20 protein-coding genes are annotated in these 24,332 nt (G+C 70.2%); 8 read left to right on the forward strand and 12 right to left on the reverse strand.

All coding sequences use genetic code 11. From position 1 onward, the window contains the following. The first annotated feature begins 95 nt into the window (after positions 1-95). A complete protein-coding gene (locus ACTIMO_RS05780) occupies positions 96-1,379 on the forward strand; it encodes an APC family permease (protein WP_422391780.1) in 1,284 nt (427 codons plus the stop codon). Here ACTIMO_RS05780 and hisS read toward each other — a convergent pair. Beyond that, positions 1,366-2,694, reverse strand: coding sequence for a histidine--tRNA ligase (hisS, locus tag ACTIMO_RS05785; RefSeq protein WP_422391779.1), 1,329 nt, complete (start codon positions 2,692-2,694; stop codon positions 1,366-1,368). The two genes, ACTIMO_RS05780 and hisS, sit on opposite strands and share 14 nt — an antisense overlap. Before the next feature lie 372 nt (positions 2,695-3,066). Between hisS and ACTIMO_RS05790 the strand changes: the two genes are divergently transcribed. Both ACTIMO_RS05790 and ACTIMO_RS05795 read left to right on the forward strand, forming a co-directional pair. Beyond that, positions 3,067-5,013 (forward strand): DUF349 domain-containing protein, encoded by a 1,947-nt coding sequence (locus tag ACTIMO_RS05790; RefSeq protein WP_448181767.1) that lies wholly within the window; start codon positions 3,067-3,069, stop codon positions 5,011-5,013. A gap of 106 nt (positions 5,014-5,119) precedes the next feature. Continuing rightward, on the forward strand, positions 5,120-5,767 hold the full coding sequence (locus tag ACTIMO_RS05795; protein WP_055771785.1) for a hypothetical protein: 648 nt from the start codon (positions 5,120-5,122) through the stop codon (positions 5,765-5,767). A 112-nt stretch (positions 5,768-5,879) separates the two neighbouring features. On the opposite strand, the gene ACTIMO_RS05800 is transcribed toward ACTIMO_RS05795, so the two are convergent. The 9 genes from ACTIMO_RS05800 to pdxT form a co-directional block, all read right to left on the reverse strand. Beyond that, entirely contained in the window at positions 5,880-8,291 is a 2,412-nt protein-coding gene (locus ACTIMO_RS05800; RefSeq protein WP_422391776.1) for a RelA/SpoT family protein, read from the reverse strand. A 197-nt stretch (positions 8,292-8,488) separates the two neighbouring features. Beyond that, positions 8,489-9,487 carry a protein translocase subunit SecF gene (gene secF, locus ACTIMO_RS05805; protein ID WP_055771789.1) on the reverse strand — a complete coding sequence of 333 codons (999 nt, stop codon included), beginning with the start codon at positions 9,485-9,487 and terminating at the stop codon, positions 8,489-8,491. Then, positions 9,484-11,253: a protein translocase subunit SecD gene (gene secD / locus ACTIMO_RS05810; protein WP_055771791.1), complete on the reverse strand. Its 1,770-nt coding sequence runs from the start codon at positions 11,251-11,253 to the stop codon at positions 9,484-9,486. The genes secF and secD overlap by 4 nt, the downstream gene beginning before the upstream one ends. Before the next feature lie 82 nt (positions 11,254-11,335). Beyond that, on the reverse strand, positions 11,336-11,929 hold the full coding sequence (gene yajC / locus ACTIMO_RS05815; RefSeq protein WP_422391775.1) for a preprotein translocase subunit YajC: 594 nt from the start codon (positions 11,927-11,929) through the stop codon (positions 11,336-11,338). A gap of 100 nt (positions 11,930-12,029) precedes the next feature. Continuing rightward, positions 12,030-13,145: a Holliday junction branch migration DNA helicase RuvB gene (ruvB, locus tag ACTIMO_RS05820; RefSeq protein ID WP_422391774.1), complete on the reverse strand. Its 1,116-nt coding sequence runs from the start codon at positions 13,143-13,145 to the stop codon at positions 12,030-12,032. Continuing rightward, positions 13,142-13,828 carry a Holliday junction branch migration protein RuvA gene (ruvA, locus tag ACTIMO_RS05825; RefSeq protein ID WP_422391773.1) on the reverse strand — a complete coding sequence of 229 codons (687 nt, stop codon included), beginning with the start codon at positions 13,826-13,828 and terminating at the stop codon, positions 13,142-13,144. Before ruvA ends, ruvB begins: the two co-directional genes overlap by 4 nt. Before the next feature lie 123 nt (positions 13,829-13,951). Further along, positions 13,952-14,521: a crossover junction endodeoxyribonuclease RuvC gene (gene ruvC / locus ACTIMO_RS05830; protein WP_422391772.1), complete on the reverse strand. Its 570-nt coding sequence runs from the start codon at positions 14,519-14,521 to the stop codon at positions 13,952-13,954. Positions 14,522-14,566: 45 nt separating this feature from the next. Then, a complete protein-coding gene (locus ACTIMO_RS05835) occupies positions 14,567-15,322 on the reverse strand; it encodes a YebC/PmpR family DNA-binding transcriptional regulator (RefSeq protein ID WP_152814686.1) in 756 nt (251 codons plus the stop codon). A 2-nt stretch (positions 15,323-15,324) separates the two neighbouring features. Then, on the reverse strand, positions 15,325-16,176 hold the full coding sequence (gene pdxT, locus ACTIMO_RS05840) for a pyridoxal 5'-phosphate synthase glutaminase subunit PdxT (RefSeq protein WP_448181908.1): 852 nt from the start codon (positions 16,174-16,176) through the stop codon (positions 15,325-15,327). Positions 16,177-16,433: 257 nt separating this feature from the next. Between pdxT and ACTIMO_RS05845 the strand changes: the two genes are divergently transcribed. The 4 genes from ACTIMO_RS05845 (at position 16,434) to ACTIMO_RS05860 (ending at position 19,857) form a co-directional block, all read left to right on the forward strand. Continuing rightward, positions 16,434-17,705 (forward strand): MurT ligase domain-containing protein, encoded by a 1,272-nt coding sequence (locus ACTIMO_RS05845; protein WP_448181768.1) that lies wholly within the window; start codon positions 16,434-16,436, stop codon positions 17,703-17,705. After that, positions 17,705-18,475, forward strand: a complete 771-nt coding sequence (locus ACTIMO_RS05850) for a type 1 glutamine amidotransferase (protein ID WP_055771810.1) — start codon at positions 17,705-17,707, stop codon at positions 18,473-18,475. The genes ACTIMO_RS05845 and ACTIMO_RS05850 overlap by 1 nt, the downstream gene beginning before the upstream one ends. Before the next feature lie 137 nt (positions 18,476-18,612). Beyond that, a complete protein-coding gene (locus tag ACTIMO_RS05855; protein ID WP_448181769.1) occupies positions 18,613-18,972 on the forward strand; it encodes a VOC family protein in 360 nt (119 codons plus the stop codon). Between the two features lie 261 nt (positions 18,973-19,233). After that, entirely contained in the window at positions 19,234-19,857 is a 624-nt protein-coding gene (locus ACTIMO_RS05860; protein ID WP_448181770.1) for a hypothetical protein, read from the forward strand. Positions 19,858-19,896: 39 nt separating this feature from the next. Here ACTIMO_RS05860 and ACTIMO_RS05865 read toward each other — a convergent pair whose 3' ends face one another. Both ACTIMO_RS05865 and ACTIMO_RS05870 read right to left on the reverse strand, forming a co-directional pair. Further along, positions 19,897-20,280, reverse strand: coding sequence for a tetratricopeptide repeat protein (locus ACTIMO_RS05865; protein ID WP_448181771.1), 384 nt, complete (start codon positions 20,278-20,280; stop codon positions 19,897-19,899). Between the two features lie 242 nt (positions 20,281-20,522). After that, complete coding sequence (locus ACTIMO_RS05870) at positions 20,523-22,097, reverse strand: alpha/beta hydrolase domain-containing protein (RefSeq protein ID WP_448181772.1); 1,575 nt, start codon at positions 22,095-22,097, stop codon at positions 20,523-20,525. 202 nt (positions 22,098-22,299) lie between these two features. Here ACTIMO_RS05870 and ACTIMO_RS05875 point away from each other — a divergent pair, with 202 nt between their 5' ends. Continuing rightward, positions 22,300-24,309 (forward strand): M3 family metallopeptidase, encoded by a 2,010-nt coding sequence (locus tag ACTIMO_RS05875; RefSeq protein WP_448181773.1) that lies wholly within the window; start codon positions 22,300-22,302, stop codon positions 24,307-24,309. Positions 24,310-24,332: the final 23 nt, after the last annotated feature.

Here is a 24,332-nt window from a genome sequence, read left to right on the forward strand (position 1 = left end):
GGACACTGCCCGGCCGGAGGAGGAGGACGGCGCCCGGCCGTCCTGCCCGACCGGCGCGATCAGCCGCCCGGCGGCCACCCCGTCCGAGGAGGACCATGTCCCAGCAACCAGCCCTGCGCCGCGTGATGGGCGCCTTCGACGCGACCACCGTGGGCGTGGGCGCGATGATCGGTGCCGGCGCCTTCGTGGTCTTCGCGCCTGCGGCAGCCGCCGCGGGGCGGTTCCTGCCCCTGGCGATCCTCATCGCCGGCCTCGTCGCCTACTGCAACGCCTCCGCCACGGCCTCCCTGGCCGTCCGCTACCCGTCCAGCGGCGGCGCGTACGTCTACGGCCGCGAACAGCTCGGTCACTGGACCGGCTTCCTCGCGGGCTGGAGCTTCGTGACGGGAAAGCTGGCCTCCTGCGCGGCGATGGCCCTGACGTTCGGCCTCTACGCCGCCCCGGGCTTCGAGAAGGCAGCGGCCGTCGCCGCCGTCGCCGCACTCACGGCCGTCAATCTCCTCGGCGTGACGCGCACGGCCCTCGCGACCCGCGTGATCGTCTCGCTCGTGGTCCCGGTGATCGCCTTCGTGATTGTGGTCGCCCTCAGCACGCCCCCGGCGGAGGGCGCCTCCGACACCGTGCCCGTGGGGGCCGGCGGGGTCCTGCAGGCGGCGGCCCTGCTGTTCTTCGCCTTCGCCGGGTACGCCCGCATCGCGACGATGGGCGAGGAGGTCCGAAACCCACGCAGGACCATCCCGCTGGCCGTCCTCGGCGCCCTCGGTTTCACGCTGGTCCTCTACCTCGTGCTGGGGGTGTCCCTGCTCAGGGTGCTCGGCCCGGCCGCCCTGGCGGAAGCCTCCGCACCCCTGCGCGACGTGTTCGACGCCGCGGTGCCCGGCGAAGGCTCGATGGGCCGGGGCGGCGCCGTCGTGACCCTCGCCGCGGCCCTCGCGAGCCTGGGCGCGCTGCTCGCGCTCATCGCCGGCGTCGGGCGGACGAGCCTCGCCATGGCCCGCGGAGGCGACCTGCCACAGCTGCTGGGGCGCGTCTCGCGGCGCTTCGGCGTCCCCTGGGTCGCCGACATCGCCACGGCCGTGGTGGTCGCGGTGCTCCTGCTGGCCACGGACGTGCTGACGGTGGTGGGCTTCTCGAGCTTCGGCGTCCTGCTGTACTACGCGATCGCGAACATCGCGGCCTTCACCCTGACGGACCGGCAGTGGTACGCGCCGCGCTGGCTGAACGTGGCCGGCGCGCTCGCCTGCCTCGTCCTCGCCTTCACGCTCCCGGCGACGTCGGTGGTCACCATGCTGGTGGTGCTCGCCGTCGGACTCGTCGGCCGGGCGATCGTGCTCGCCCGGCGGGCGCGCGACGGCGTGAGCGGGGTCAGGCGCGGGTGATCACCGGGCGCAGGTCAGCCGACGGGGGCATCCACGTGGCGGGATCGGCCACCACCTGATCGCCGGACCGGATGTCCTTCACCTCGTGCGTGCCGTTCGCAGCCGTGAACCAGACGAACGGGATACCCCGTCGATCGGCGAACCTGATCTGCTTGCCGAACTTCTCGGCACCCGCAGCGACCTCCGCGGAGATCCCGCGCAGGCGCAGGGCCGCGGCGACGTCCTGCGCCTGCGACCACGCGTCATCGTCGGCGAGTGCCACGAGGACGGCCGTGGGCACGGCGCGGGAGGCGGTCGCGAAGCCCTGGCTGAGCATCCGCGAGACGATGCGCGTCACCCCGATCGACAGGCCGACACCGGGGAAGGTGCGGTTGCCCTTCCGGGCGAGGGAGTCGTAGCGGCCGCCCGAGCAGATGGAGCCGAGGCCCTCGTGCCCGTCGAGGACCGTCTCGTAGACGGTCCCCGTGTAGTAGTCGAGACCGCGGGCGATACTGAGGTCCGCGACGACCCGGCCCGGGGCGCGACGTGCCGCCTCGCCGACCACCTGGCGGAGCTCGTCGAGGCCCTCCTCCAGCAGGTCGTTCGTCACCCCGAGGGCACGCACCTGGTCCACGAAGGACGTGTCCGGCGTGCGGATGCCCGCCAGCTCGAGGGCGAGCTCCACCTGCCTGTCGTCGGCACCTGTCTCGTCCCGCAGCAGGGCGCCGACCTTCTCCGGGCCGATCTTCTCCAGCTTGTCGATGCTGCGCAGCACCGCGGCCGTGTCCTCGAGACCGATCCCCCGGTAGAACCCCTCCGCCAGCTTGCGGTTGTTGACGCGGAGCGTGACGTCGGGGATCGGGAGGGCCCCCAAGGCCTCGACGACGGCGAGGGCGAGCTCGACGTCGTACCGGAACGGCAGGACGCCGTCACCCACCACGTCGATGTCCGCCTGCGTGAACTCGCGGGCCCTGCCCTCCTGCGGGCGCTCACCCCGCCAGCACTTCTGGATCTGGAACCGGCGGAACGGGAAGGCGAGGTGCCCCGCGTTCTCGACGACGTAGCGGGCGAACGGGACCGTGAGGTCGTAGTGCAGCGCCAGTCCGCTCTCCGACGCCGAGGCCTCCTCGGCCTGAAGCCGCGAGACGGCGTAGACCTCCTTGTCGATCTCGCCCTTGCGCAGGAGGTGCTCCACGGTCTCGACGGCGCGCGTCTCGATGCTCGAGAACCCGTGCAGCTCGAACGTGCGCTGCAGGACCTCGAGGACGTGCAGCTCGATCAGGCGCTCTTCCGGGAGCCACTCGGGAAAGCCGGACAGTGATGCCTTGCGGGCCATGGTGTTGATCTCCTCCTGCACGGGGTCCGGTCACCGCGGCCGTGCTGCCGGCGGTCCGGTTCTGCGGCCTCAATCCTAGGCGTCAGGCAGGGCAGCCGGAAAAGGGACGGCAGGCGGTGACAGGGGCCGGGCGCCGCTCGGGTGGACGCACCGGCGTGATCCGCGCCGGGACGCGGAACGGAGGGCAGTGGGTAAAGTAGCCTCAGGGGCAGGAATCGCGGTACTGCCGGTGTCGAGCAGGGGTGTCCGGTGGACGCCTCCCTCGCCGGCCGGGACCGGACCGATAGACTCCTGAACCCTGCATGGTGTGATCCTGCATGACATGGCTCCGGCGTTGATCAGGGCCATCCGACGAGCGAAAGACTTCTAGCGGTGACAGAGAGTCAGCAATCCGACGAAACGACCATCGGCCTCGGGACGCAGCAGGACGCTGCGGAGGCCGACGGTGCCATGGGCGACCGCCCCTCGACCTCCGGCACGGAGGACGCCCCGGCGGCTCAGGCCGACGAGGCAGCGGCTCCCGCGGAGGACGCCCCGGCTCAGGCCGACGAGGCAGCGGCTCCTGTGAAGGACGCCCCCGCTCAGGCCGACGAGGCAGCGGCTCCCGAGGAGGACGCCCCGGCGACTCCGGCCGACGAAGCCCCGGCGGCTCCTGCGGACGCCCCCGCTGCTCCCGCGGACGAGGTGGTCGAGGACGGATCCGCCGCGGATCATGACGCGACGGCGGATGAGGCGTCCGCCGGCACGGCGGACCCGGTGGCCACCGAGGCCACCGAGGCCGACACGGCTGCCACCACGGTCGACGAGGTCGCGGCTCCGGCCGACGCCGCAGCAGCGGACGACGCCGGGACCTCGGAAGCCGAGGCGACAGCGGACGACGTCGCGACGACGACCGAAGCGACCGGGACGACCGAGCCCGCTCCGCCCCTCGCCGCAGAACCCGCTCCCCTCAGCACCCCCTCCCCCCGCCTCGCGGCTCCCAAGCCGCCGCTGCCCACCGCCATGACGCCGCGGCCGCTGAAGAAGACCGCCCAGCCCGTCGTCGCTCCACCCGCGCACAGCACCTCCCTCGAGGAGGCCGCGAAGTTCGCACGTGTCGAGGAGGACGGCCATGTCTTCCTCCTCGTCGACGGCGAAGAGCACGCGGTGGGCCAGTACCCCGATGCGACGCGTGACGAGGCGCTCGGCTACTTCGTCCGGAAGTACGACGACGTCGTCAGCCAGGTCGCCCTGCTCGAGCAGCGTGTCCAGGCCAAGGCGCCGTCGTCGGACATGACCAAGACCGCCAAACATCTGCGCGCGCAGGTCGGGGAACGCAAGATGGTCGGCGACGTGCTCGCCCTGGAGGCGCGGATCGACGCACTCCTCGCGGAGATCGGCGGTCTCGAGAAGGCCGAACGCGCCGTGCAGGACGAGCTCAAGGCGAAGGAACTCGCTGCCCGCGAAGCCATCGTCGCGGAGGCCGAGGAGCTCTCGGGGCGCGATCCTTCCACCGTGCAGTGGAAGGCCAGCAGCACGCGCATGAACGAGCTGTTCGAGCTGTGGAAGGCTGCCCAGAAGAACGGTCCGCGCCTGGGCCGCGGTACGGAGGACGCCCTGTGGAAGCGGTTCCGCTCGGCCCGCACCGTGTTCGACCGCCACCGCCGCGCATACTTCTCCCAGCTGGACAACGACAACGCCGAGGCCAAGCAGGCCAAGGAAGCGCTCATCAAGCGCGCGGAGCAGCTGTCCACCTCCACCGACTGGGGCCAGACCGCCGCCGAGTACCGGCGCCTGATGGACGAGTGGAAGGCGTCGAAGCGCGCAAGCCGCAAGGACGACGACGCCCTGTGGGCCCGCTTCCGGGCAGCGCAGGACCGCTTCTTCGAGGCCCGCAAGGCCGTCAACGAGGCAGTCGACGAGGAGTACGCAGGGAACCTCGTGGCGAAGGAGGCCCTGCTGAAGGAAGCCCAGCAGATCCTGCCGATCCGCGACCTCGCCGCCGCCAAGAAGGCACTGCAGTCCATCCGTGACCGCTGGGACGAGGCCGGCAAGGTGCCCCGCGCGGACATGGGCCGGATCGATGCCGGTCTCCGCCAGGTCGAGGACGCCGTGAAGTCTGCGGATGACGAGCACTGGACGAAGACGAATCCCGAGACGAAGGCGCGCACCAACAGTGCGCTCAGCCAGCTCGAGGGGACGATCGCGCAGCTCCGCGAGGACCTCGCCTCGGCCGAGCGTGCGGGCAACGCGAAGAAGATCGCCGGCGCGCGCGAAGCCCTCGCCGCTCGCGAACAGTGGCTGGAGATGCTGCAGAAGTCCGCCCAGGACTTCTCCTAGCCGGGGGCCGGTCCGCCGGCCGCCGAGCCACCAGCCCTCCGGCACCGTTGTCCACATCGGCGCCGGAGGGCTTTTGCGTCGAGGCCGTCCTCGCGATGCTGGACCAATGCCTCCCCTCGACAGTGCCGACGTCGCAGCACCCCCGGAACGCCATCTGGGGGCAGGCGCCGTCCCGGTGACGTCGACCGGCGGCGCCCTGTTCCACGCAGGCGAGATCTTCACCTCGGCCGAGCTGCAGGCCATGCGGCTCGACGGCCTCGTCCGCCTCGTGATCGGGGACTCCTACCTCCGCAGCGACTTCCGGGAGGATCCTGCCACCAGGTCCCGGGCGGCGGCACACAGCGTCCCGCACTCTGTGCGCCCCCGTGTGGCGCTCGGTCGATCCTGCGCGGCGTGGATCTACGGCTGCGCGGCTCCTCCGAGCGTGATCAGCCTCGTGACGGACCATCGGCGCCGCACGACCGCCCTCCCGCCCTTCTCGCCCGCCGTCATGCACCAGGTGGCGCTCGGGCCGTTCGACGTCAACCTCGTGGGTGGCGTATCCGTGACAACACCGCTCAGGACGGCGCTGGACATCGCCGTGCACGGAGAGGAGCGGGATGCGGTGGAGATCCTGCGCGCCATCGGATCCTCGGCCACCCTGGACTGCCCGCTCCGGCTGGTGGAGGTGGCCCTGGCCAGGACCGCACGCGTGCCGGGGAAGACCCGGGCACTGGAGCGGCTGCGTCAGGCCCGGGGTCCACATCGTGACTGAGCGCGGGACATGCGACGGCGCCGGGCAGCCCGCCCACGTCGTCCCGCCGGACACCTGCAGTTTCAGGACCGGACGAATCCGGGTACCGGTGCTGCGGCCGGCAGTGCTTCGATCAGCGGCGCTGCGACCCCGTCGTCCGGTACACGTCGAAGACGCCGTCGATGCGGCGCACGGCACTCAGGATGTGGTTCAGGTACTTGGGATCACCCATCTCGAAGGCGAACCGCGACATGGCGACCCGGTCCGAGGACGTGTTCACGTTCGCCGCCAGGATGTTCACGTGGTTCTCGGCGAGCACGCTCGTGACGTCCGAGAGCAGGCTCTTGCGGTCCAGCGCCTCGACCTGGATCTCCACGAGGAACACGCTGGACTGCGTGGGCGCCCAGTCGACCGGCACGATCCGGTCCGGCTGGTCCCTCAGCTCCGCCACGTTCCGGCAGTCGTTCCGGTGCACCGAGACGCCGGAGCCGCGCGTGACGAACCCGATGATGGGGTCCGGCGGGACGGGCGTGCAGCACCGGGCCAGCTTGACCCAGACATCACCGACACCGCGGACCGTCACACCGGAGTCGGAGAACTTCGGCCTCCGGGGCTGCGTGGCAACCGCGGTCTCCGCGATCTTCTCCTCCGCGCTCTCATGACCGCCCATCAGCGCGACGAGGTGCTCGATCACGTTCTGCGCGGACGTGTGGCCATCGCCCACCGCCGCATACAGCGCGGCGATGTCCTGGTGTTTCAGCTCCTCCGCGACCGACATGAGGGCGCTGTGCGTCATCATGCGCTGCAGCGGCAGGTTCTGCTTGCGCATGGCGCGCGTCAGCAGCTCCTTACCCTTGTCGATCGCCTCCTCGCGGCGTTCCTTGGTGAACCACTGGCGGATCTTGTTCCGGGCGCGGGGACTCTTGACGAAGCCCTGCCAGTCCTGGCTGGGGCCGGCCCCCTCGGCCTTCGAGGTGAAGATCTCCACCCAGTCGCCGTGGTTCAGCTCGCTGTTGAGCGGCACCAGCTTCCCGTTGACCCGGGCGCCGATGGTCCGGTGTCCCACCTCGGTATGGACCGCGTACGCGTAGTCCACGGGCGTGGACCCGGCCGGCAGCGCCATGACCTCACCCTTCGGGGTGAACACGAACACCTCGCGCGCATTGATCTCGAAGCGCAGCGAATCGAGGAACTCGTTCGGGTCGGACGTCTCCTGCTGCCAGTCGACGAGGCTGCGGAGCCACCCCATGTCGCCGTTCTCCGGGGTCTCGAGCTGCCGCCCGCCGCTCTTGTACTTCCAGTGCGCCGCGACGCCGTACTCGGCGCGGCGGTGCATGTCGTGCGTCCGGATCTGGATCTCCACCGGCTTCCCGCCGGGGCCGATCACCGTGGTGTGCAGCGACTGGTACATGTTGAACTTCGGCATCGCGATGTAGTCCTTGAACCGCCCGGGCAGGGGGTTCCAGCGGGAATGCAGCGAGCCGAGGGTCGCGTAGCAGTCGCGCACGCTGTCCACCAGCACGCGCACGCCCATCAGGTCATGGATGTCGTCGAAGTCCTTGCCGCGCACGATCATCTTCTGGTAGATCGAGTAGTAGTGCTTGGGCCGCCCGGTGATGGTGGCCTTGATCTTCACCGCGCGGAGATCCTCCTCGACCTGGTTCCGCACGAGGCTCAAGTGCTTCTCCCGCTCGGGGGTCCTGTCCCCCACCATCCGGACGATCTCCTCGTACACCTTCGGATGCAGCGCGGCGAAGGAGAGATCCTCCAGCTCCCACTTGATGGTGTTCATGCCGAGGCGGTGGGCGAGGGGGGCGAAGATCTCCAGGGTCTCCCGCGCCTTCTTCGCCGAGGATGCCGGGGAGACGAAGCGCCAGGTCCGGGCGTTGTGCAGCCGGTCGGCGAGCTTGATGACCAGCACCCGGATGTCCTTGGCCATGGCGACGACCATCTTGCGGACCGTCTCGGCCTGGGCGGCATCCCCGAAGGAGACCTTGTCCAGCTTCGTCACGCCGTCGACCAGCATGGCGACCTCCGCGCCGAAATCACGCTTCAGCTCGTCAAGAGTGTAGGAGGTGTCCTCGACGGTGTCGTGCAGCAGCGCTGCCGCCAGCGTGGTGCCGGTCATGCCGAGCTCCGCGAGGATGGTCGCGACGGCCACAGGGTGCGTGATGTAGGGGTCGCCGCTCTTCCGCGTCTGGCCCTCGTGGCTGCGCTCGGCAACCAGGTAGGCGCGCTGGATGAGGTCCAGGTCCTCCTTGGGGTTGTTGGCGCGTACCGTGCGCAGGAGCGGCTCGAGGACGGGCGAGTACCCGGAGGAACCCCTCCCGGTGAGTCGCGCGATCCTGGCACGGGTGCGGCCGCGGCGGCCGGGGGCGACTTCGCCGGCGCTGCTCGCGGAAGGCGCGGACGACGGCGACGCGGGCTGCACGAGCCCCCGGCCTGCAGGCTGCGGGACCTCGGTGGTGACAGGCCCGGTACCCTCGGCCGCGACGACGTCCTGGGCGTCACCGGCCCGCACTGCGGGATTCACCGCTTCAGCCATGCACAGCCCCTCCATCTCGGTATCGGACCCTGGAAGGACTCAAGATGCCACAGGTCGGGTCGCACATCCAAGTCTAGCCGGGCTTTTCACCGCACCGGCCGCAGCATCCCCGGAAGGATGCTGCGGCCGGAGCAGCGCGTCGGAGTCGTCGCCGGGGTCGTCGATGCGCTCGGCGGATCAGCGTTGCGGCGCTGCGGTCAGGCGGCAGCGGCCTCCATGGAGCGGCGGTTCAGGACCTTCTTCTCCTGCTTCCTCAGTTCGGGCTCGTTGAGCCGCAGCGCCGCGTACAGGGGGGCTGCGATGAAGATGGTACCGAGCGTGCCGAGGATGATGCCGATGAACAGTGCCAGGGAGAGGTCCTGGAGGGTGCCCGCCCCCAGGACGAACGCACCGATGAACAGGATCGAGGCGACAGGGAGGATGGCCACGACCGACGTGTTGATGGAGCGCACCAGGGTCTGGTTGACGGCGAGGTTGACCTGCTCGGCGAAGGTCCGTTTCGTGGAGATGGTCACGTCCGCGGTGTTCTCCCGGATCTTGTCGAACACCACCACCGTGTCGTAGAGGGCGTAGCTCAGGATGGTCAGGAAGCCGATGATCGCCGAGGGTGTGACCTCGAAGTCACTGAGCGAGTACAGGCCGGCCGTGACGACCATGACGACCACGAGGGCCGCCATGGCGGCGAGGGACATCTTCCACGTGCGGAAGTAGATGCCCATCAGGATCGCGGCCAGGACCACGAACACCCCGAACCCGATCAGCGCCTGGCGGCTGACGTCCTCACCCCAGGTCGGGCCGACGAAGCTCGACGTGACCTGGTCCTCCCCGACACCGTAGCCGGCGACCAGGTTGTCGCGGACGCTGAGGGTCTCGTCGTCGGAGAGCCGCTCGGTCTGGATGCGCATGGTGTCCGCGGCGATGTTCGTCACGCGAGGCACGGCGTCGGGAACGACATCGGTCACGGCCTGCTCACCGACGGCCACCTCCGTGTTCTCCGTCGCCGACACGGTGAACTCCGAACCGCCGCGGAAGTCGATACCGAGGTTGAAGCCACCCTTGACCACGGGGATGACGATCGAGACGAGGAGGGCGATCCCCGCGATCAGGAACCAGAGGTTCCGCTTGGCGACGAAAGGATATGAGCGCTTGCCCGAGTAGAGCTCGTTGCCGAAGGTGGCGAAGCTGGTGCGGCTCATTCGTGGGTCTCTTTCTGGGAAGAACCGGTGCGGTCGACGACGGTGGACCCCGTACGTCCGGCGAGTGCCTCCTGCTGCTCCGCGCGGCGGCGCTCGGCGATGGTCAGGCGGCGTTCCGCCTCACCGGAGGCGCCCTTGTTCCTGGCGCGGGTCGTGGCGGCCGGCGCGGGAACGGTGGCGCCGGGCTCGCGGAGCCTGCCTGCTCCCCGGTAGAGGGGAATGCCCCCGAGGCGGCGGGGATCGAGGCCGGACCACGGGTGGCCCTCACCGAAGAACTTCGTCCTCGCGAGGAGCCGCAGCACGGGGTGCGTGAACAGGAAGACGACGATCAGGTCGGCGATGGCGGTCAGACCGAGGGTGAAGGCGAAGCCACGGACGTTGCCCACGGCGACGAAGTAGAGCACCAGCGCGGCGAGGAGGTTGACGGCCTTCGAGGCGAGGACGGTGCGCTTGGCCCGGCGCCACCCGTTCTCGACGGCGGAGACGAGCCCGCGCCCGTCACGCAGCTCGTCGCGGATGCGTTCGAAGTACACGATGAACGAGTCCGCGGTCTGACCGATGGCCACGATCAGGCCTGCGACACCGGCGAGTGAGAGACGGTAGTTCTCCGTCCAGCCGAGGATGCAGATGGCCAGGTAGGTCAGGACGCCAGCGACGACGAGCGACGCGATGGTGACCAGCCCGAGGAGGCGGTACTGGAACATCGAGTACACGGCGACGAGCAGCAGGCCGATCAGCCCGGCGATCAGGCCCAGGCGCAACTGGTCCGCACCGAGGGTCGCGGAGATCTGCTGCTCGCTCTGGATCTCGAAGCTGATCGGCAGCGCACCGTACTTGAGCTGCTCGGCCAGCGCCGCGGCGGACTCCTCGGTGAAGTTGCCGCTGATCTGGGGATTGCCGTCGGGGATCACGGCGTTGGTGGTGGGCGCGGAGACGATCCGGCCGTCGAGCACGATGGCGAACTGGTTCCGTGGGTCCCCGTCGCCCAGGGCGAAGAGGCGCTCGGTGACCTCGCGGAAGATCTGCGTGCCCTCGTCGTTGAAGTCGATGTTGACAGCCCAGGTGTTGAGCGCCTGGCCCTGGGCACCCCGCTGCAGCCCGTAACTCGCGGTCGAGATGTCCGTGCCCGGTACCTCGACCGGGCCGAGGATGTACTTGCCCTGGGTGTCGGGCTCGCAGGCGACCATGGGCTCGTCGGCGGGCGCCGGTTCCTCCGCGGGCTCGAGAGCGGCCGGATCGAGGCAGTCGAGCGCCTCGAACTCCTTGTACAGCTCCGGGGTGATCCAGTTCGGATCGCTGGCGTCCTGCGGCTCGGCCGCGGGCTGGGGCAGCTGGTCGTCGGGCGTCGGCGTCTCGGCGGCGGGCGCCTGACCGGGGCCGCCGGCGAGGACCGGCCGGAACTCCATCTGTGCGGATGCCTGGATCAGGTCCCGCGTCTCCGGGTCAGGGGTGCCCGGGAGGGACACGATCACATTCTGGCCGGACTGGGTGTTGATCTCGGCTTCGGCGACGCCCGAGCCGTCGACACGCTGCCGGATGATCTCGACGGCCTGGTCGAGCTGCTCGGGCGTGATCTCGCTGCCGCCCTGGACCCGGGGGGCGAGAATCATCTGGGTACCGCCCTCGAGGTCGAGGGCCAGGCGCGGGCTCCAGCTGGCCGTGCTCCAGATGGAGCCCGAGCCGAGGAGGATCGCGAGCAGTGCGGTCAGTACGCCCAGCCAGACAAGTGTCCGCTTGGCTGCCGTCCCGGGACCGGTACGAGGCATGGTGAGGTGTCCTTATGCTGTGGCGCCACGCGTGGCGCCGGTGTCACGACAGGCACGGCTGAGTACCGGCCCCTGAGGAATGCTAGTGGTCGGGGTTCGCTTTGGGGTCGCGGGCGTCGCGCGCGTCGCGGTTGTCCCGCAGCGACTGATCCCTCTCGGGCAGCTCGCCGCCCTGCTCGCGAAGGGGGTCCGGGGTCTCGGCACCCGACACCGTGGAGGGCGAGGTGGCGGTCGCCCCGCCGGTGGCGGGCCGGTCGACACCGTCGAGCGAGGAGGCATCGTCCGGGACGACCGCGCCGTCGTAGGCGTCGAGATCACGCCGTGCGGCGTCATCGTCCGTACCGGGCGTGTCCTCCGCCGCGACGGACTCCTGCTGCACGACCTTCGAGAGGGCCTGCGTATGGACGGTCGCGAAGGTGCCGGGCGACAGTTCAAGGACGGCCTTGTTGTTCTCCTGGTCGATGGAGACGATGGTGCCGAAGAGACCGAACTGCGTCATGACCTCGGTGCCCGGCTCCATCTGCGTCCGCATCTCCTTGACCTGCTGCTGCGACTTACGCTGCCGCCGGAACATGGTGAAGATCAGGAACGCCAGCGCCAGGGGCAGCAGCAGCGAGAAGATGTCGAAGGGAGGAGCATCTTCGGATGCGGTCTGGGCAACTACGTGTGCAAGCACTGGGCGAATCCGTTCGTGGGTCTGGGTGTGTGCGGCAGGGATGTGCCCCGGCACACAGACGAAGACACCAGTGTAAAGGGGAATCCTGACCGCTTCCGCGTCACGGGTCCGGTCGGGCCCAGCTGTCGATCGCGGATTCGCTGCCCATCAGGTCCTCCGGCGCGACGGAGAAGAGGTCCTCGGGCATGGCTGCGGCCACGGTGGCGGGCATCACGAGGCCGAGGTGCTTCCAGGCCTCGGCGGTCGCGATCCGCCCCCGCGGGGTGCGTCCCAGCATGCCCTCACGCACCAGGTAGGGCTCGGCCACGGTCTCCACGGTCTCCGGTTCCTCACCGACGGCGATGGCCAGGGTGGACAGTCCCACCGGCCCTCCGTTGAACTTGGTGATGAGGGCCGTGAGCACAGAGCGGTCGAGCCGGTCGAGCCCGCGCGCATCCACCTCGTACATGTCCAGCGCCGCACTGGCGGACCGTGCGTCGATCAGGTCGACGCCGTGGACGAGCGCCCAGTCCCGGACACGCCGTAGCAGGCGGTTGGCGATGCGCGGGGTCCCCCGGGAGCGGCCGGCGATCTCCGCGAAGGACGCCGAACTGACCTTCATGTCCATCAGCATCGCGGAGCGGCGGAGCACGAGCTCGAGTTCCTCGGTGGAGTAGAACTCGAGGTGCCCCGTGAAGCCGAACCGGTCCCGGAGCGGGCCGGGAAGGAGGCCGGCTCGCGTCGTGGCTCCGACGAGCGTGAACGGCGGCAGCTCCAAAGGGATGGCGGTGGCGCCGGGTCCCTTGCCGACGATGATGTCGACCCGGAAGTCCTCCATGGCCATGTACAGCATCTCCTCGGCGGGCCGGGACATGCGGTGGATCTCGTCGAGGAAGAGCACCTCCCCCTCCGTCAACGACGAGAGGATCGCCGCGAGGTCGCCGGCGTGCTGGATGGCGGGCCCGGACGTGATGCGCAGCGGCGCGTTCATCTCCGCGGCGATGATCATGGCGAGGGTCGTCTTCCCGAGCCCGGGAGGGCCGGACAGCAGGACGTGGTCGGCGCTGCGCCCCCTCAGCCGGGAGGCTTCGAGCACCAGCGAGAGCTGCCGCCTGACGCGCTTCTGCCCGACGAAGTCGTCGAGGTTCTTCGGCCGGAGCGCTGCCTCGACGGCGCGGTCCTCCGGGTCGGCCGAGGGCGCGACCAGCGGCACGTCCTCGGGGTGGTGATCGGTCATGCGCCCACCCCGGCATCGGCCTGGGCCCGGCCGGCAGCGCCCGCAGGAGTGCGCGGACCCCGGGTGGTCGACCGGGCGGAGCTGCGCGCGCCGTCCTGGCCGAGCCTGCGGAGGGTGAGCTTGAGGATCTGCCCCACGTCGCCGGACGCGGCGACCTCGGGCGCCTCGGCGACGGCGGCGTCGATCGCCGCTCCGGCGTCCTTCTCGGACCAGCCGAGGCCCATCATGGCCGTGAGCACCTGGCCCTGCCAGGACTGCGGTGACACGCCGGGCTTCGCCTCCAGCGGCACGAGCTTGCCCGCGAGTTCCAGCACGATGCGCCGCGCGCCCTTGGGACCGATCCCGGGTACCTTGCTGAAGGCCTTGTCGTCGCCCGACGACGCCGCGATGCGCACGGCGTCCGGGGTGTGGACGGCGAGCACGGCCAGGGCCAGACGCGGACCGACGCCGCTGACGGCGAGGAGCGTCTCGAAGACCTCGCGCTGGTCGGCGTCCTCGAACCCGAAGAGCGTCATCGAGTCCTCGCGCACGATCATCGCGGTCGCGACGCTGGCCTCCTCGCCCGTCCGCAATCCCGAGAGGGTCTGCGGGGTGGCCTGGACCTGCATGCCGAAGCCGTTGACGTCGATGACGGCGGAGTGCAGGCCCACGTGGGTCACTGTCCCGCGGAGGGAACTGATCATGAGGAGCTCCAGAGGCACGTGCGGATGGATGGACCGGGCGCGCCCGGTGTCGAACATACGTTCTAATGCACTACGGTACCGGCGTCACGCCGTGCGATCGAGCCGCCACACCGCGGAGCGGGCCTACCGGCGTCGGGCCCTGGCTTCCGCTTCGGCCCACAGGCGCTGCGCCGGAGTGAGCGAGCCGCCGGACACCGCGGCGCCCTGCTGCCCCACTCCCCTGCGCCACGCGTGGGTGATGGCGAGGGCCAGCGCGTCGGCGGCATCCGCCGGCCGCGGAGGGGTGTCGAGGCGGAGGATCTTCGTGACCATCTTGGTGACGGCCACCTTGTCCGCCTGCCCGTTCCCCGTGACGGCGGCCTTGACCTCGGTGGGCGTGTGCAGGGCGACGGGGATCCCGCGGCGTGCGGCCGCGACGATGACCACGCCCGACGCCTGGGCCGTCCCCATGACGGTGCTCACGTTCAACTGGCTGAACACGCGCTCGACGGCGAGGACCTCCGGCTTGTGCAGGTCCAGCCAGGTGTCGACCGCCTCGGAGATGACGAGCAGCCGTTCGTCCAGGCTGCGGCCCGCCTCCGTCCCGACGACGCCGACGGCCACGAGCGTCGAGCGCCGGTTCGGTTCGATGTCGACGACGGCCAGGCCGCACCTCGTCAGGCCGGGGTCCACGCCCATGACACGGTAGGTCACCGGGCGGATCCGGTCAGCAGGACGACGCCGACAAGCAGGACGATGTCAGTCGTCCTCGAGCTCGGCCAGGACCTCGTCGGAGAGGTTGGCGTTCGAATACACGTTCTGGACGTCGTCGAGCTCCTCGAGGGCGTCCACGAGCTTCAGGAACTTGCGCGCACCGTCGGAGTCCAGGTCCACCTGCATGGACGGGACGAACTCGACCTCGTCGGTCTCGTACTCGATGCTGCTCGCGTCGAGGGCCTCGACGACCGCACGGAGATCCTGCGGCTCCGACACGATCTCGAAGGTGTCGGCCGATTCCTTGACCTCGTCGGCGCCGGCGTCGAGCACGGACATGAGGAGCTCGTCCTCGGTGAGTCCGTTCTTCGGCAGCGTGACGACGCCCTTCCGGGCGAAGAGGTAGGCCACGGATCCGGGGTCGGCGATCGTCCCGCCGTTGCGGGAGATACCGAGCCGCACTTCCGAGGCAGCACGGTTCTTGTTGTCCGTGAGGCACTCGATGAGGAGCGCCGAGCCCTGGGGCCCACGGGCCTCGTACATGATGGTCTGGTAGTCGACGGCCTCGCCGAGCAGGCCCGCGCCGCGCTTCACCGCGCGGTTGATGTTGTCGATGGGCACGGAGGTCTTCTTGGCCTTCGAGACGGCGAGTTCGAGGCCGGGGTTACCGGCGACGTCGGCACCGCCCGCGCGCGCTGCGACCTCGATGTTCTTGATCAGCTTCGCGAAGGACTTCGCGCGCTTGGCGTCGATCGCCGCCTTCTTGTGCTTGGTGGTTGCCCACTTGGAGTGCCCCGACATGCTTACGCTTCTCCTCTGATCATCCGGATAAAGAGTTCGTGGACCCGCCGCTCACCCGTCACTTCCGGGTGGAAACTCGTGGCCAGCAGGTTGCCCGAACGCACTGCGACAATTCTAGCGACCGGCTCCAAGTCCGCTCCTGCGCCGTCCGTCGCACCGCCGAAGCCGTCGCTTGAGCCGTCGCTCGAGCCGTCGCTCGAGCCATCGCTCGAGCCACCGCCGTCAGCACTGTCACCGACGTCGTCCCGGGGTGCCGCCCGGGGTGTCCCGGCGGCGGGCACCTGCGCCAGCACCTCGACGCCGTCGCCCACCTTCTCGACCCAGGGCGCCCTGATGAAGACCGCGCGCACGGGGTCCCCGGCCGCGGCGGAGCCCGTGGCCGCCAGCTCCGCGAAGTCGAGGTCGGTCTCGAAGGACTCGCGCTGGCGTCCGAAGGCGTTGCGCCGCACCACCATGTCGAGCCCGCCGAACGTCTGCTGCGGATTGCCCGAGCGGTCGGTGGCGGGATCGGCGATGACATCCGAGAGCATGATCATGCCCGCGCAGGATCCGTACACGGGCAGGCCGCCGACGATCAGCTCGCGCAGCGGAGCGGCCAGCCCGAAGGTGCGCGTCAGCTTGTCGATGGTGGTCGACTCGCCGCCGGGGATGATGAGGCCGTCCACAGCGGCGAGTTCCGCCGGACGCCGCACCGTGACGGCGCGCCCGCCGAGCGACTCGATCGTCGCGACGTGCTCCCGTACGTCGCCCTGCACCGCGAGGACCCCGACGACGACGTCGCGCCGTCCGGCCGCGGTCCTCCCCTCCGTGGTCGCGCAATCCCCGGAAACCGGGCGCCCGCCGGCCGGAGGCACGCCGACCGGACGCACGCCGGATCGACGGGTGTCGGCCGGCGCATCGATCGGAGCGTCGAACGGCGCGTCGAACGAGGCGTCGAACGGAGCGTCGATCGGCTCATCGGATACGGGGACCGACGTCGGCAGGGGCGCCGAGGAGGACGGGGAGGTCATCCCTCGATTCTAGGTCGTCGGCCGGGCGTAGCCGCCCCGGCCGGGAGCGCCTCGTCCCCCGCCTCGCGGGAAGAACGCCGGCCCGGCGATATCGTGGAGGCATGTATCCCCTTCCAGTCCTCGTGGGCAAGGCCGTGCGCATCGCATCCCGCCTGCGCGGCGGCGGCTCCGCCCTTCCCGGCCTCGTGGTCGAGCGCCTCGACCCCGGGTTCATGGCCCGCGCGCTGTCCACCCTCCCCCGCGGCGTCGTCGTCGTCAGCGGGACGAACGGCAAGACGACCACCACCAAGATGGTGGTGGAGCTCCTCGAGGGCCAGGGCCTGAAAGTCTTCACCAACCGCACCGGCAGCAACTTCACGCGCGGCGTGGCCGCCGCACTGCTCGGCGAGGTGGACTGGCACGGCCGCCTGACCGCGGACGTCGCCGTGCTCGAGCTCGACGAGGCGCACGCGGTGCACTTCGTCAAGCTCGTCCCCCCACGCTTCTCCCTGCTCCTCAACGTGCTCCGCGACCAGCTGGACCGCTTCGGCGAGATCGACGCCACCACGCGGCTGCTCGAGCGCATCGCCCTGGCCACGACGGGCACCGTCGTGCTCAACCGCGAGGACCCGCGCGTCGCCGGTATCGCCTCATCGGTCACGACCGCCGACGTCGTCTATTTCGGCCTCGACGCATCACTGCGGAGCACGTTCCCGAACGACGACGAACTCCGCGGCGCGGCCGGCACCGCTCCCGCCTCCGCCCTGCCCGCTGACGTGGTCCTCCGCTCGGTCGACGGTAACTCCGCCGAGTTCGAGGCGGACGGCACGGTGACCCGCACGGATCTCCGCCTCCGGGGCGTCTACAACATCTTCAACGCGGCCGCCGCGCTCGCTGCGGCGCGGACCGTCATGGCCGGAACCGCCGACGACGACCGGTTGTACGCGTCCCTGGCCGCCGTCGAGCCCGCGTTCGGACGGGGCGAGAGCCTCGTCGTCGACGGCCTTCCCCTGGAACTGGTCCTGGTGAAGAACCCGAGTGGCTTCCGGCTCGGGCTGAAGTCGTTCGATCCTGCCGGCTGCGCGACGATGATCGCGATCAACGACAACTACGCCGACGGGCGCGACATGTCCTGGCTCTGGGACGTCGACTTCGACTCGCTCGGACTCGGCGGCGTGGAGATGGTCAGCGGCGTCCGCGCCTACGACATGGCGCTCCGGTTGAAGTACGACGACGTCCGCGTGGGCGCCGTCGAGACCGACATCCCGGACGGGCTCAAGCAGTTCATCGGCGGCTCGGCGGGCCACCCCAAGCGCATCTTCTGCACCTACACGGCGATGCTCGCCGTGCGCCGCGAACTCTCCAAGATCACGAAGGTCGAGGTGGTCTCCTGATGACCGATGCACCGTCCGCCAGCCACCTCAGCGAGGCTCCTGCCGATCCGGCGAAGGGGACGCTGCGCATCCTGCAGCTGTACCCACGGGAGATGAACATCTACGGCGACTACGGCAACGTCCTGGTCCTCAAGCAGCGGCTCGCCTGGCGCGGTTACGGCGCCGAGATCCTCGAACACAACGCCGGCGACGCCTTCCCCGCGGACATCGACGTCATCATCGGTGGCGGCGGACAGGACAGCGGACAGGTGGTCATCCAGGACGACCTCCAGTCGATCGCTCCGCGTCTCCGCGAGCTCGCGGAAGACGGTACGCCGATGCTGCTCATCTGCGGTCTGTACCAGCTCTTCGGGAGGGAGTTCCGGACACACGACGGCACCGTGATCCCCGGGATCGGCGTGCTGGACCTCGAAACCCGGGGTGGCACGGAGCGATTGATCGGCAACGTCGTCGCCACCAGCGAGGAATTCGGCGACATCCACGGCTACGAGAACCACAGCGGACAGACCTTCCTCGGCGAAGGCGTCAGGCCGCTCGCGACCGTCGTCAAGGGCGCGGGCAACAATGCTGAGGACGAGCATGAGGGGGCGCGCTACCGGAACATCGTGGCGAGCTATCTGCACGGCTCGCTCCTGCCCAAGAACCCGGCCATCGCCGACTTCCTCCTGCGCACCGCCGCCGAGCGCAGGTTCGGTTCCTTCGACGCCGACGGCCTGGACGATTCCCTGGCCGATCTCGCGCGCCGCCACGCCGCCGAGCGCCCCCGGTAGGACAGCACGGGCGAGCCGCCGTCAAGGGTCCTCTCCTCCGGAGCGTCGGCTCCGACCGGCCGGTAGCGTGCCGAGGGACGGGCCCGGCCGGGTCCGTGAACCCTCTGGATCCCCTCCGGATCCGCGGAAGGAGCATCATGGCCAAGGGAGTAGCAACCGTCTGGGTCCCCGTCGAGGACATGGACCGCGCCCTGGCCTTCTACCGGTACACCCTGGGACTGGACGTCAGCATGCAGGAGGACGAGTGGGCCGAGATCGACGCCGGCGGGCTCACCATCGGCCTCAACGCACGGGAGGCCACCCATGGCGGAGCAGGCGGCGGAGCCGTCATCAGCCTCGAGCCGGAAGGCTCCATCGAGGACGAGCTCGAGCGAATCGCCGGCCGGGGTGGGGCATCCGTGGAGGGCGACATCAGCGAGTACCCGTGGGGTCGCATCCTCCCGTTCAAGGACAGCGAGGGCAACGACCTCCAGCTCTACACGCCCCCGAACGGCTGACCTGCGGACGACGTGGACCCGACGCCGTGCCCGCCCGACTCCGGGGCGGGCACGGCCGGTGTCCGGGCGGACCTCGCTCCGGCCTCCAGCGCCTTCTGCTCCGGGGTCCAGCGGACTTCGCCCTGGCGTTTAGCGCCTTCTGCTCCGCCGGCTGGGCGCGTTCTCCTCCGCCGGACGGGCGGCCATCCTCCGCGCGGAGGACACCGGGATCAGCACGAGGGCGGATGCGCCCACGCCGGGCGGGTCAGTAGCGTGGATCCCATGTCGCCGAAGACCACACCTCCCCTCCCGCTCTTGGCCGATCTCCTGTCCGGGCTGGGCATCATCCTCTGGTACGCCCTGCCCGACTACACCACGAGCAGGCCGGTGCGCGTCGTCGCCAAGACGATGATCCTCACCGCCAGTGCGGCCTACGGGATCGCGGCGATGAGACGCGGCAGGCTTTCACCCGGCGAGGACACTGCACCGGAGCCGGAGCCGGAGCCGGAGCCCGGCGACCCGGGTGTCGCCGCCGATCCTCCATCACCCCGGTCGACCACCGATGGACGCTCGGGCACCCACCGGGGCCCGCGCTTCCGGTCGTCGATGCGCCACCCCGTACGTCACCCGGTGGTGCTCACGGGAGCAGCGGTGGCCTTCCTCGGCGGAAGCATCGCGCTGACGGTCGGCATGGAACGGCTCGTCTTCGGTGTCGGGGAGCGCCTTGCGAACAGAGGCACGCGGCTTCCGCACACCCGCGTCGGCCTGGTCCTTGGCGTGGGCAGCACGGCTGCGACCCTCGGCGCGGAGGCGTTCAGGACGCGCAACCGCCCAGGCACGGACAGCCAGGACCCCGCTCGCCACGGGAAGGACAGCCTGGACCGCGCTCGCCGCCACGTGGGGTGAAGGCCGGCCGTGACCGTGCCGCGGCGGACGGACGTCGCGTCACGCAGGGCGATCCATGACAGGCTGCGGGGACGAGCCGCGGTCCGACGTCGTGCTCGGCAGCTCGTCGGCGTAGGCACCGAGCGCTCTCCGGTAGCCGTCGAGCGTCGGAATCAGGGCCGCGAGTGCGGTGCGCAGGGCATCGCCATAGCGTCCCTCGTCGTACAGGGCGAGGGCCAGGAAGGCCTGACGCGCCGCCTCGTCGGCCTCCATCACCGGCATCGACTCGAGCATTCGCACCGCCTCGGCCGACGCGCCGACGTTGCGCAGGGTGCTAGCCAGCTGGATGACCACGCGGGTGGCGCGCTCGCCCTCGAGCCCCGCATGGATCGCCGCACGATAGAGGGGGATCGCCTCGTGTTCGAGACCGAGGGCGTCGTGCACGCCGGCGTACTCAAGAGGGCTGCCGCATCGCCGTCGGGCCGCACGGCGGCCAGGTCCCGCATCCGGGCGAGGGATTCCTCGGGACGCGTGTCGTCGAACTCCTGCTCCCAGTAGGTCCCGATCTACTGTTCCCAGGTCTGCTCGTCCATCCGGCAACCCTGCCACAGCCGATGTCCCCTTGCAGGCCGTCCACGCAGAGAGGCCCCCGCCGGAACGGGGGCCTCTCTGCGTTCATCCCACCATCAGGGGATCCTGCTCTGCGCGGCGTCCCTCTGCAGCTCGCGTGCGTCGTAGGCGGTCAGGAAGCCTTCACGTTCGAGGCTGCGTGCGCTGTCCTTGACCGCCTTCACGTAGGCTCCGTGGTTCCGGTAGAGGCTGTCGATCACCGTCCGGGACAGCGGGCGCTCGTATCCTGCGATGAAGCAGAAGGACGCGCCCGTCGCCGTGCCGTACCAGGTGCTGGTGGGCGCGTCGAGGAACGGCGAGCGGAGGCCGCCCTGCACGTTGCCGAACCGGTCGAGGACCGGCGCGCCGTTGCGCACCAGGATGGGCTCCGCGTGGGGAGGCGCGACGCCGTCGCGCACCCAGGCGTCGAGGTTCCGCAGCGCTGCGTTGAAGAAGATCGAACTCGGGAACCGGCTGCGTGGCCCCTCGTTGCAGGATGCCGGCGGGACGACGCGGTCCGCGGCGAGAATGTCTGCGGAGGACGCCGAGAACGTGAGCTCGTCGGGGGTCGCGTGGCCGGCGCCTGCCATCTCGTAGTGGCGGTACTGGTCGCCCGGCGCATCGCTGTCCTCCCGGCGGGAGCCGATGCCGAGGAGATAGTCGGACTGCGACATCATGCGCATGATGGGCACGCCGACGTCCCTGAACTGGCGGCGGACGTCGGTGGCCGGTGGCGCGGGCTCGCACTGGTTCATGGGGTACGCGCCGGCGAAGGCGCCACCGGCGACGGCGACGAGATAGGCGTCGTAGATCGGCGCTCCGTCCGACTCGACGACGAGCGGGTGCACGCCGTTGATGTAGTTCACGAGGAAGCCACCGGTCTGGGAGTAGCCGAAGCCGTAGGCGTGCTCCACGCGGGTTGTCCGCGCGCCGTAGCGCAGCGGGTTCGTGGCGTCGTCGCTCCTCAGCCAGGCACCCACCTGCGAGTAGATGTCCCAGATCAGGCCGTTCTCCGTCGTCCTGGAGGAGTCGGCGGCGACCGTGGCGCAGTTCGCCGGATCGGTCAGGGGCAGCGGATTGGCGAAGGACAGCGAGGCGTACCGCTCCGCGTCGAAGTTCTTCAGCGCCTCGATGGCGATCGGCTTGGCGGTGATGCCCACCCAGGCGTCACCGTTGGCGACGATCTGCTCCTGGGCCACGGCCCAGCCGATGTTGAGGTCGAAGAGGTTGCTCGGATTGAGCATCTCGACGACCACGTTGCCGCTGAACGCCTGGCCCCTGGCCGGCTTACGGACCAGTACGCGGGTGCTGTACGGGGCGTCGGGGGTCCGGATCTCGGCGGGCCCTGCCGCAGGCCATGTGTAGACGTTGGAGGTACCGCTCACGAGGTACTCCTCCTCCACGTACCCGAGGCGGGCGAGGTCCTGCGGGACCTCCTGGTGGTCCGCCGCCCCGAAGGGGTAGGACTCCGCCGTGGAGGCGAGGGGGCCCTCGACGGCCGGGATCGGCGTCGTCCCGTCGGCGGCGAGGGGGGCGACGACGCGGGCGGGAGCCGGCGGTGGTGCCGCTACTGCCGGGACGGCCGCGACGGTAACGCCGCCGAGGGCCAGCGACAGTGTCAGCAGGACGGATGTTCGGGAACGGGTTCTCATGGGTGCTCCTTCTCGGGACCGGGCTGCGCTGCCCGGCGTGCTCCGCGGCAACCGGCTCCTGTGCCGGCCGCCCCTGTCCTGGTGGCGCCCCCGGAAGGACGCCGATCATCAGGCAGCGAAGCATTCCCGACCCTAGGGAGCGTGATCCGGACGGGTCAAGGGTGGTGCGCATACGTGCAACAACGTGCAAAAGTTAGTTCTCATGAGCAACCCTTTCCTCGAGCCGAGCACCCTCGACTACCAGCTGCCACCCTTCGCCTCCCTGCGGGAGGAGCACTACCTGCCCGCCTTCGACGCCGGCTTCGCCGAGCACCTCGCGGAGATCGACGCCGTCACCGGTTCGGCCGAGGCCCCGACCTTCGAGAACACGGTCGTGGCACTCGAGCGTGCCGGGCGTACGCTGCACCGGGTCGCGAGCGTGTTCTTCAGCAACTCGGTCAGCCACGCGACGCCGTTCATCCAGGATCTCGAACAGCAGGTGGCGCCGCGGCTCGCCGAGCACGAGGACAACATCAAGCTGAACCGGCCACTGTTCGAGCGTCTCCGCCGGGTGCCGCTCGACGGGCTCGACGACGAATCCGTGCGCCTGGTGGAGGAGTACCTGCGCAGCTTCGTCCGGGCAGGTGCGGAACTGGACGACGACGCCCAGGTGACCCTGCGCCGACTGAACTCCGAACTCTCGGCCCTCAGCACGGAGTTCTCCCAGAAACTCCTCAAGGACACCAACGATTCGGCGCTGCTCCTCGATCGCGCGGAGGAACTCGACGGCCTCTCCTCCGACGCCGTCTCCGCCGCCGCCGGAGCTGCCGCGGAGGCGGGCCACGGGGGCAAGTACCTGCTGACCCTGATCCTGCCGACCGCGCAGCCCGCACTGGAGCTGCTGACGGACCGGGACGTCCGCCGGAGGCTCCACGAGGCGTCCGTCAACCGTGGAGCGCGCGGCAACGAGGCGGACACCCTCGCGATCGCGACCCGCATGGCGACCCTCCGCGCCGAACGCGCAGCCCTGCTCGGATTCGACACGCACGCAGCGGCGGCGACCGACAACCAGACGGCGCCGTCGCTCGCCGCGATCATGGACCGGATGCGGGAGCTGGCCGCTCCGGCCGTCCGTAACGCCAGGACCGAAGCCGCGGAACTCGAGGCCGAGGCCGGGCACCCGATCGAGCCGTGGGACTGGGCGTTCTACGCGTCGCGGGTGCGGAAGGCGAAGTTCGACGTGGACCTCGATGCACTGCGCCCGTACTTCGAACTGGAGAGCGTCATCAACGACGGCGTCTTCCACGCCGCGAACCGGCTGTACGGACTCAGCTTCGCGGAGCGCCCCGACCTCGTCGGCTACCACCCGGACGTCCGCGTCTGGGAGGTCTTCGATGCGGACGGGTCAGGGCTGGGCCTGTTCCTCGGCGACTACTACACGCGCGATACCAAGAGCGGGGGTGCCTGGATGAATTCGTTCGTGGACCAGTCCGCGCTCGAGGGCACGCGTGCCGTCGTCGTCAATAACCTGAACCTGTCGAAGCCGGGCACGGGCGAACCGACGCTGCTGTCCTACGACCAGGTGGTCACGACGTTCCACGAGTTCGGCCACGCCCTGCACGGCCTGTTCTCGGACGTCACCTACCCGCTGTTCGCCGGGACCGCCGTCCCGCGCGACTTCGTCGAATACCCTTCACAGGTCAACGAGATGTGGATCCTGTGGCCCGAGATCGTCGCGAACTACGCGCGCCACCACGAGACCGGGGAGGCGCTCCCCCAGGACGTCATCGACCGCATCCACGCGGCGGGCGCCTGGGGCGAGGGCTTCGAGACCACGGCCTACCTCGGCGCCGCCCTCCTGGACCTCGCCTGGCACTCCATCCCCTCCGGCACGGTGGTCGAGGACCCGCTCGCCTTCGAGGCCGCCGCCCTCGCGGACGCGGGGGTGGATTTCGCGCCGGTCCCGCCGCGCTACCGTACGTCCTACTTCAAGCACATCTTCGCCGGCGGGTACGCGGCGTCCTACTACGCCTACATCTGGAGCGAGATGCTCGACGCCGACACGGTCGAGTGGTTCAGGACCTCCGGCGGCCTGACGCGCGGGAACGGCGACCACTTCCGGCGCGAGCTGCTGTCACGGGGCAACAGCATCGAGCCGCTGGAGGCCTTCCGCCGGTTCCGCGGACGCGACGCGGACCTGCAGCCCCTGCTCGTGCGTCGCGGTCTCGCGTGAGACGCGTCCGCGCGGGCGCACCC

Source organism: Arthrobacter sp. CP30, from assembly GCF_053470025.1.

What these genes read in the sequence shown, in the direction of transcription:
- ACTIMO_RS05850 (WP_055771810.1), top strand. Translation starts at nt 17,705, where the DNA reads ATGACCGATGCACCGTCCGCCAGCCACCTCAGCGAGGCTCCTGCCGAT.
- ACTIMO_RS05875 (WP_448181773.1), top strand. Translation starts at nt 22,300, where the DNA reads ATGAGCAACCCTTTCCTCGAGCCGAGCACCCTCGACTACCAGCTGCCA.
- hisS (WP_422391779.1), bottom strand. Translation starts at nt 2,694, where the DNA reads ATGGCCCGCAAGGCATCACTGTCCGGCTTTCCCGAGTGGCTCCCGGAA.
- ACTIMO_RS05780 (WP_422391780.1), top strand. Translation starts at nt 96, where the DNA reads ATGTCCCAGCAACCAGCCCTGCGCCGCGTGATGGGCGCCTTCGACGCG.
- ACTIMO_RS05845 (WP_448181768.1), top strand. Translation starts at nt 16,434, where the DNA reads ATGTATCCCCTTCCAGTCCTCGTGGGCAAGGCCGTGCGCATCGCATCC.
- ACTIMO_RS05860 (WP_448181770.1), top strand. Translation starts at nt 19,234, where the DNA reads ATGTCGCCGAAGACCACACCTCCCCTCCCGCTCTTGGCCGATCTCCTG.
- ruvB (WP_422391774.1), bottom strand. Translation starts at nt 13,145, where the DNA reads ATGACCGATCACCACCCCGAGGACGTGCCGCTGGTCGCGCCCTCGGCC.
- ACTIMO_RS05800 (WP_422391776.1), bottom strand. Translation starts at nt 8,291, where the DNA reads ATGGCTGAAGCGGTGAATCCCGCAGTGCGGGCCGGTGACGCCCAGGAC.
- ACTIMO_RS05795 (WP_055771785.1), top strand. Translation starts at nt 5,120, where the DNA reads ATGCCTCCCCTCGACAGTGCCGACGTCGCAGCACCCCCGGAACGCCAT.
- ACTIMO_RS05835 (WP_152814686.1), bottom strand. Translation starts at nt 15,322, where the DNA reads ATGTCGGGGCACTCCAAGTGGGCAACCACCAAGCACAAGAAGGCGGCG.
- ACTIMO_RS05870 (WP_448181772.1), bottom strand. Translation starts at nt 22,097, where the DNA reads ATGAGAACCCGTTCCCGAACATCCGTCCTGCTGACACTGTCGCTGGCC.
- ruvA (WP_422391773.1), bottom strand. Translation starts at nt 13,828, where the DNA reads ATGATCAGTTCCCTCCGCGGGACAGTGACCCACGTGGGCCTGCACTCC.
- secD (WP_055771791.1), bottom strand. Translation starts at nt 11,253, where the DNA reads ATGCCTCGTACCGGTCCCGGGACGGCAGCCAAGCGGACACTTGTCTGG.
- ACTIMO_RS05855 (WP_448181769.1), top strand. Translation starts at nt 18,613, where the DNA reads ATGGCCAAGGGAGTAGCAACCGTCTGGGTCCCCGTCGAGGACATGGAC.
- secF (WP_055771789.1), bottom strand. Translation starts at nt 9,487, where the DNA reads ATGAGCCGCACCAGCTTCGCCACCTTCGGCAACGAGCTCTACTCGGGC.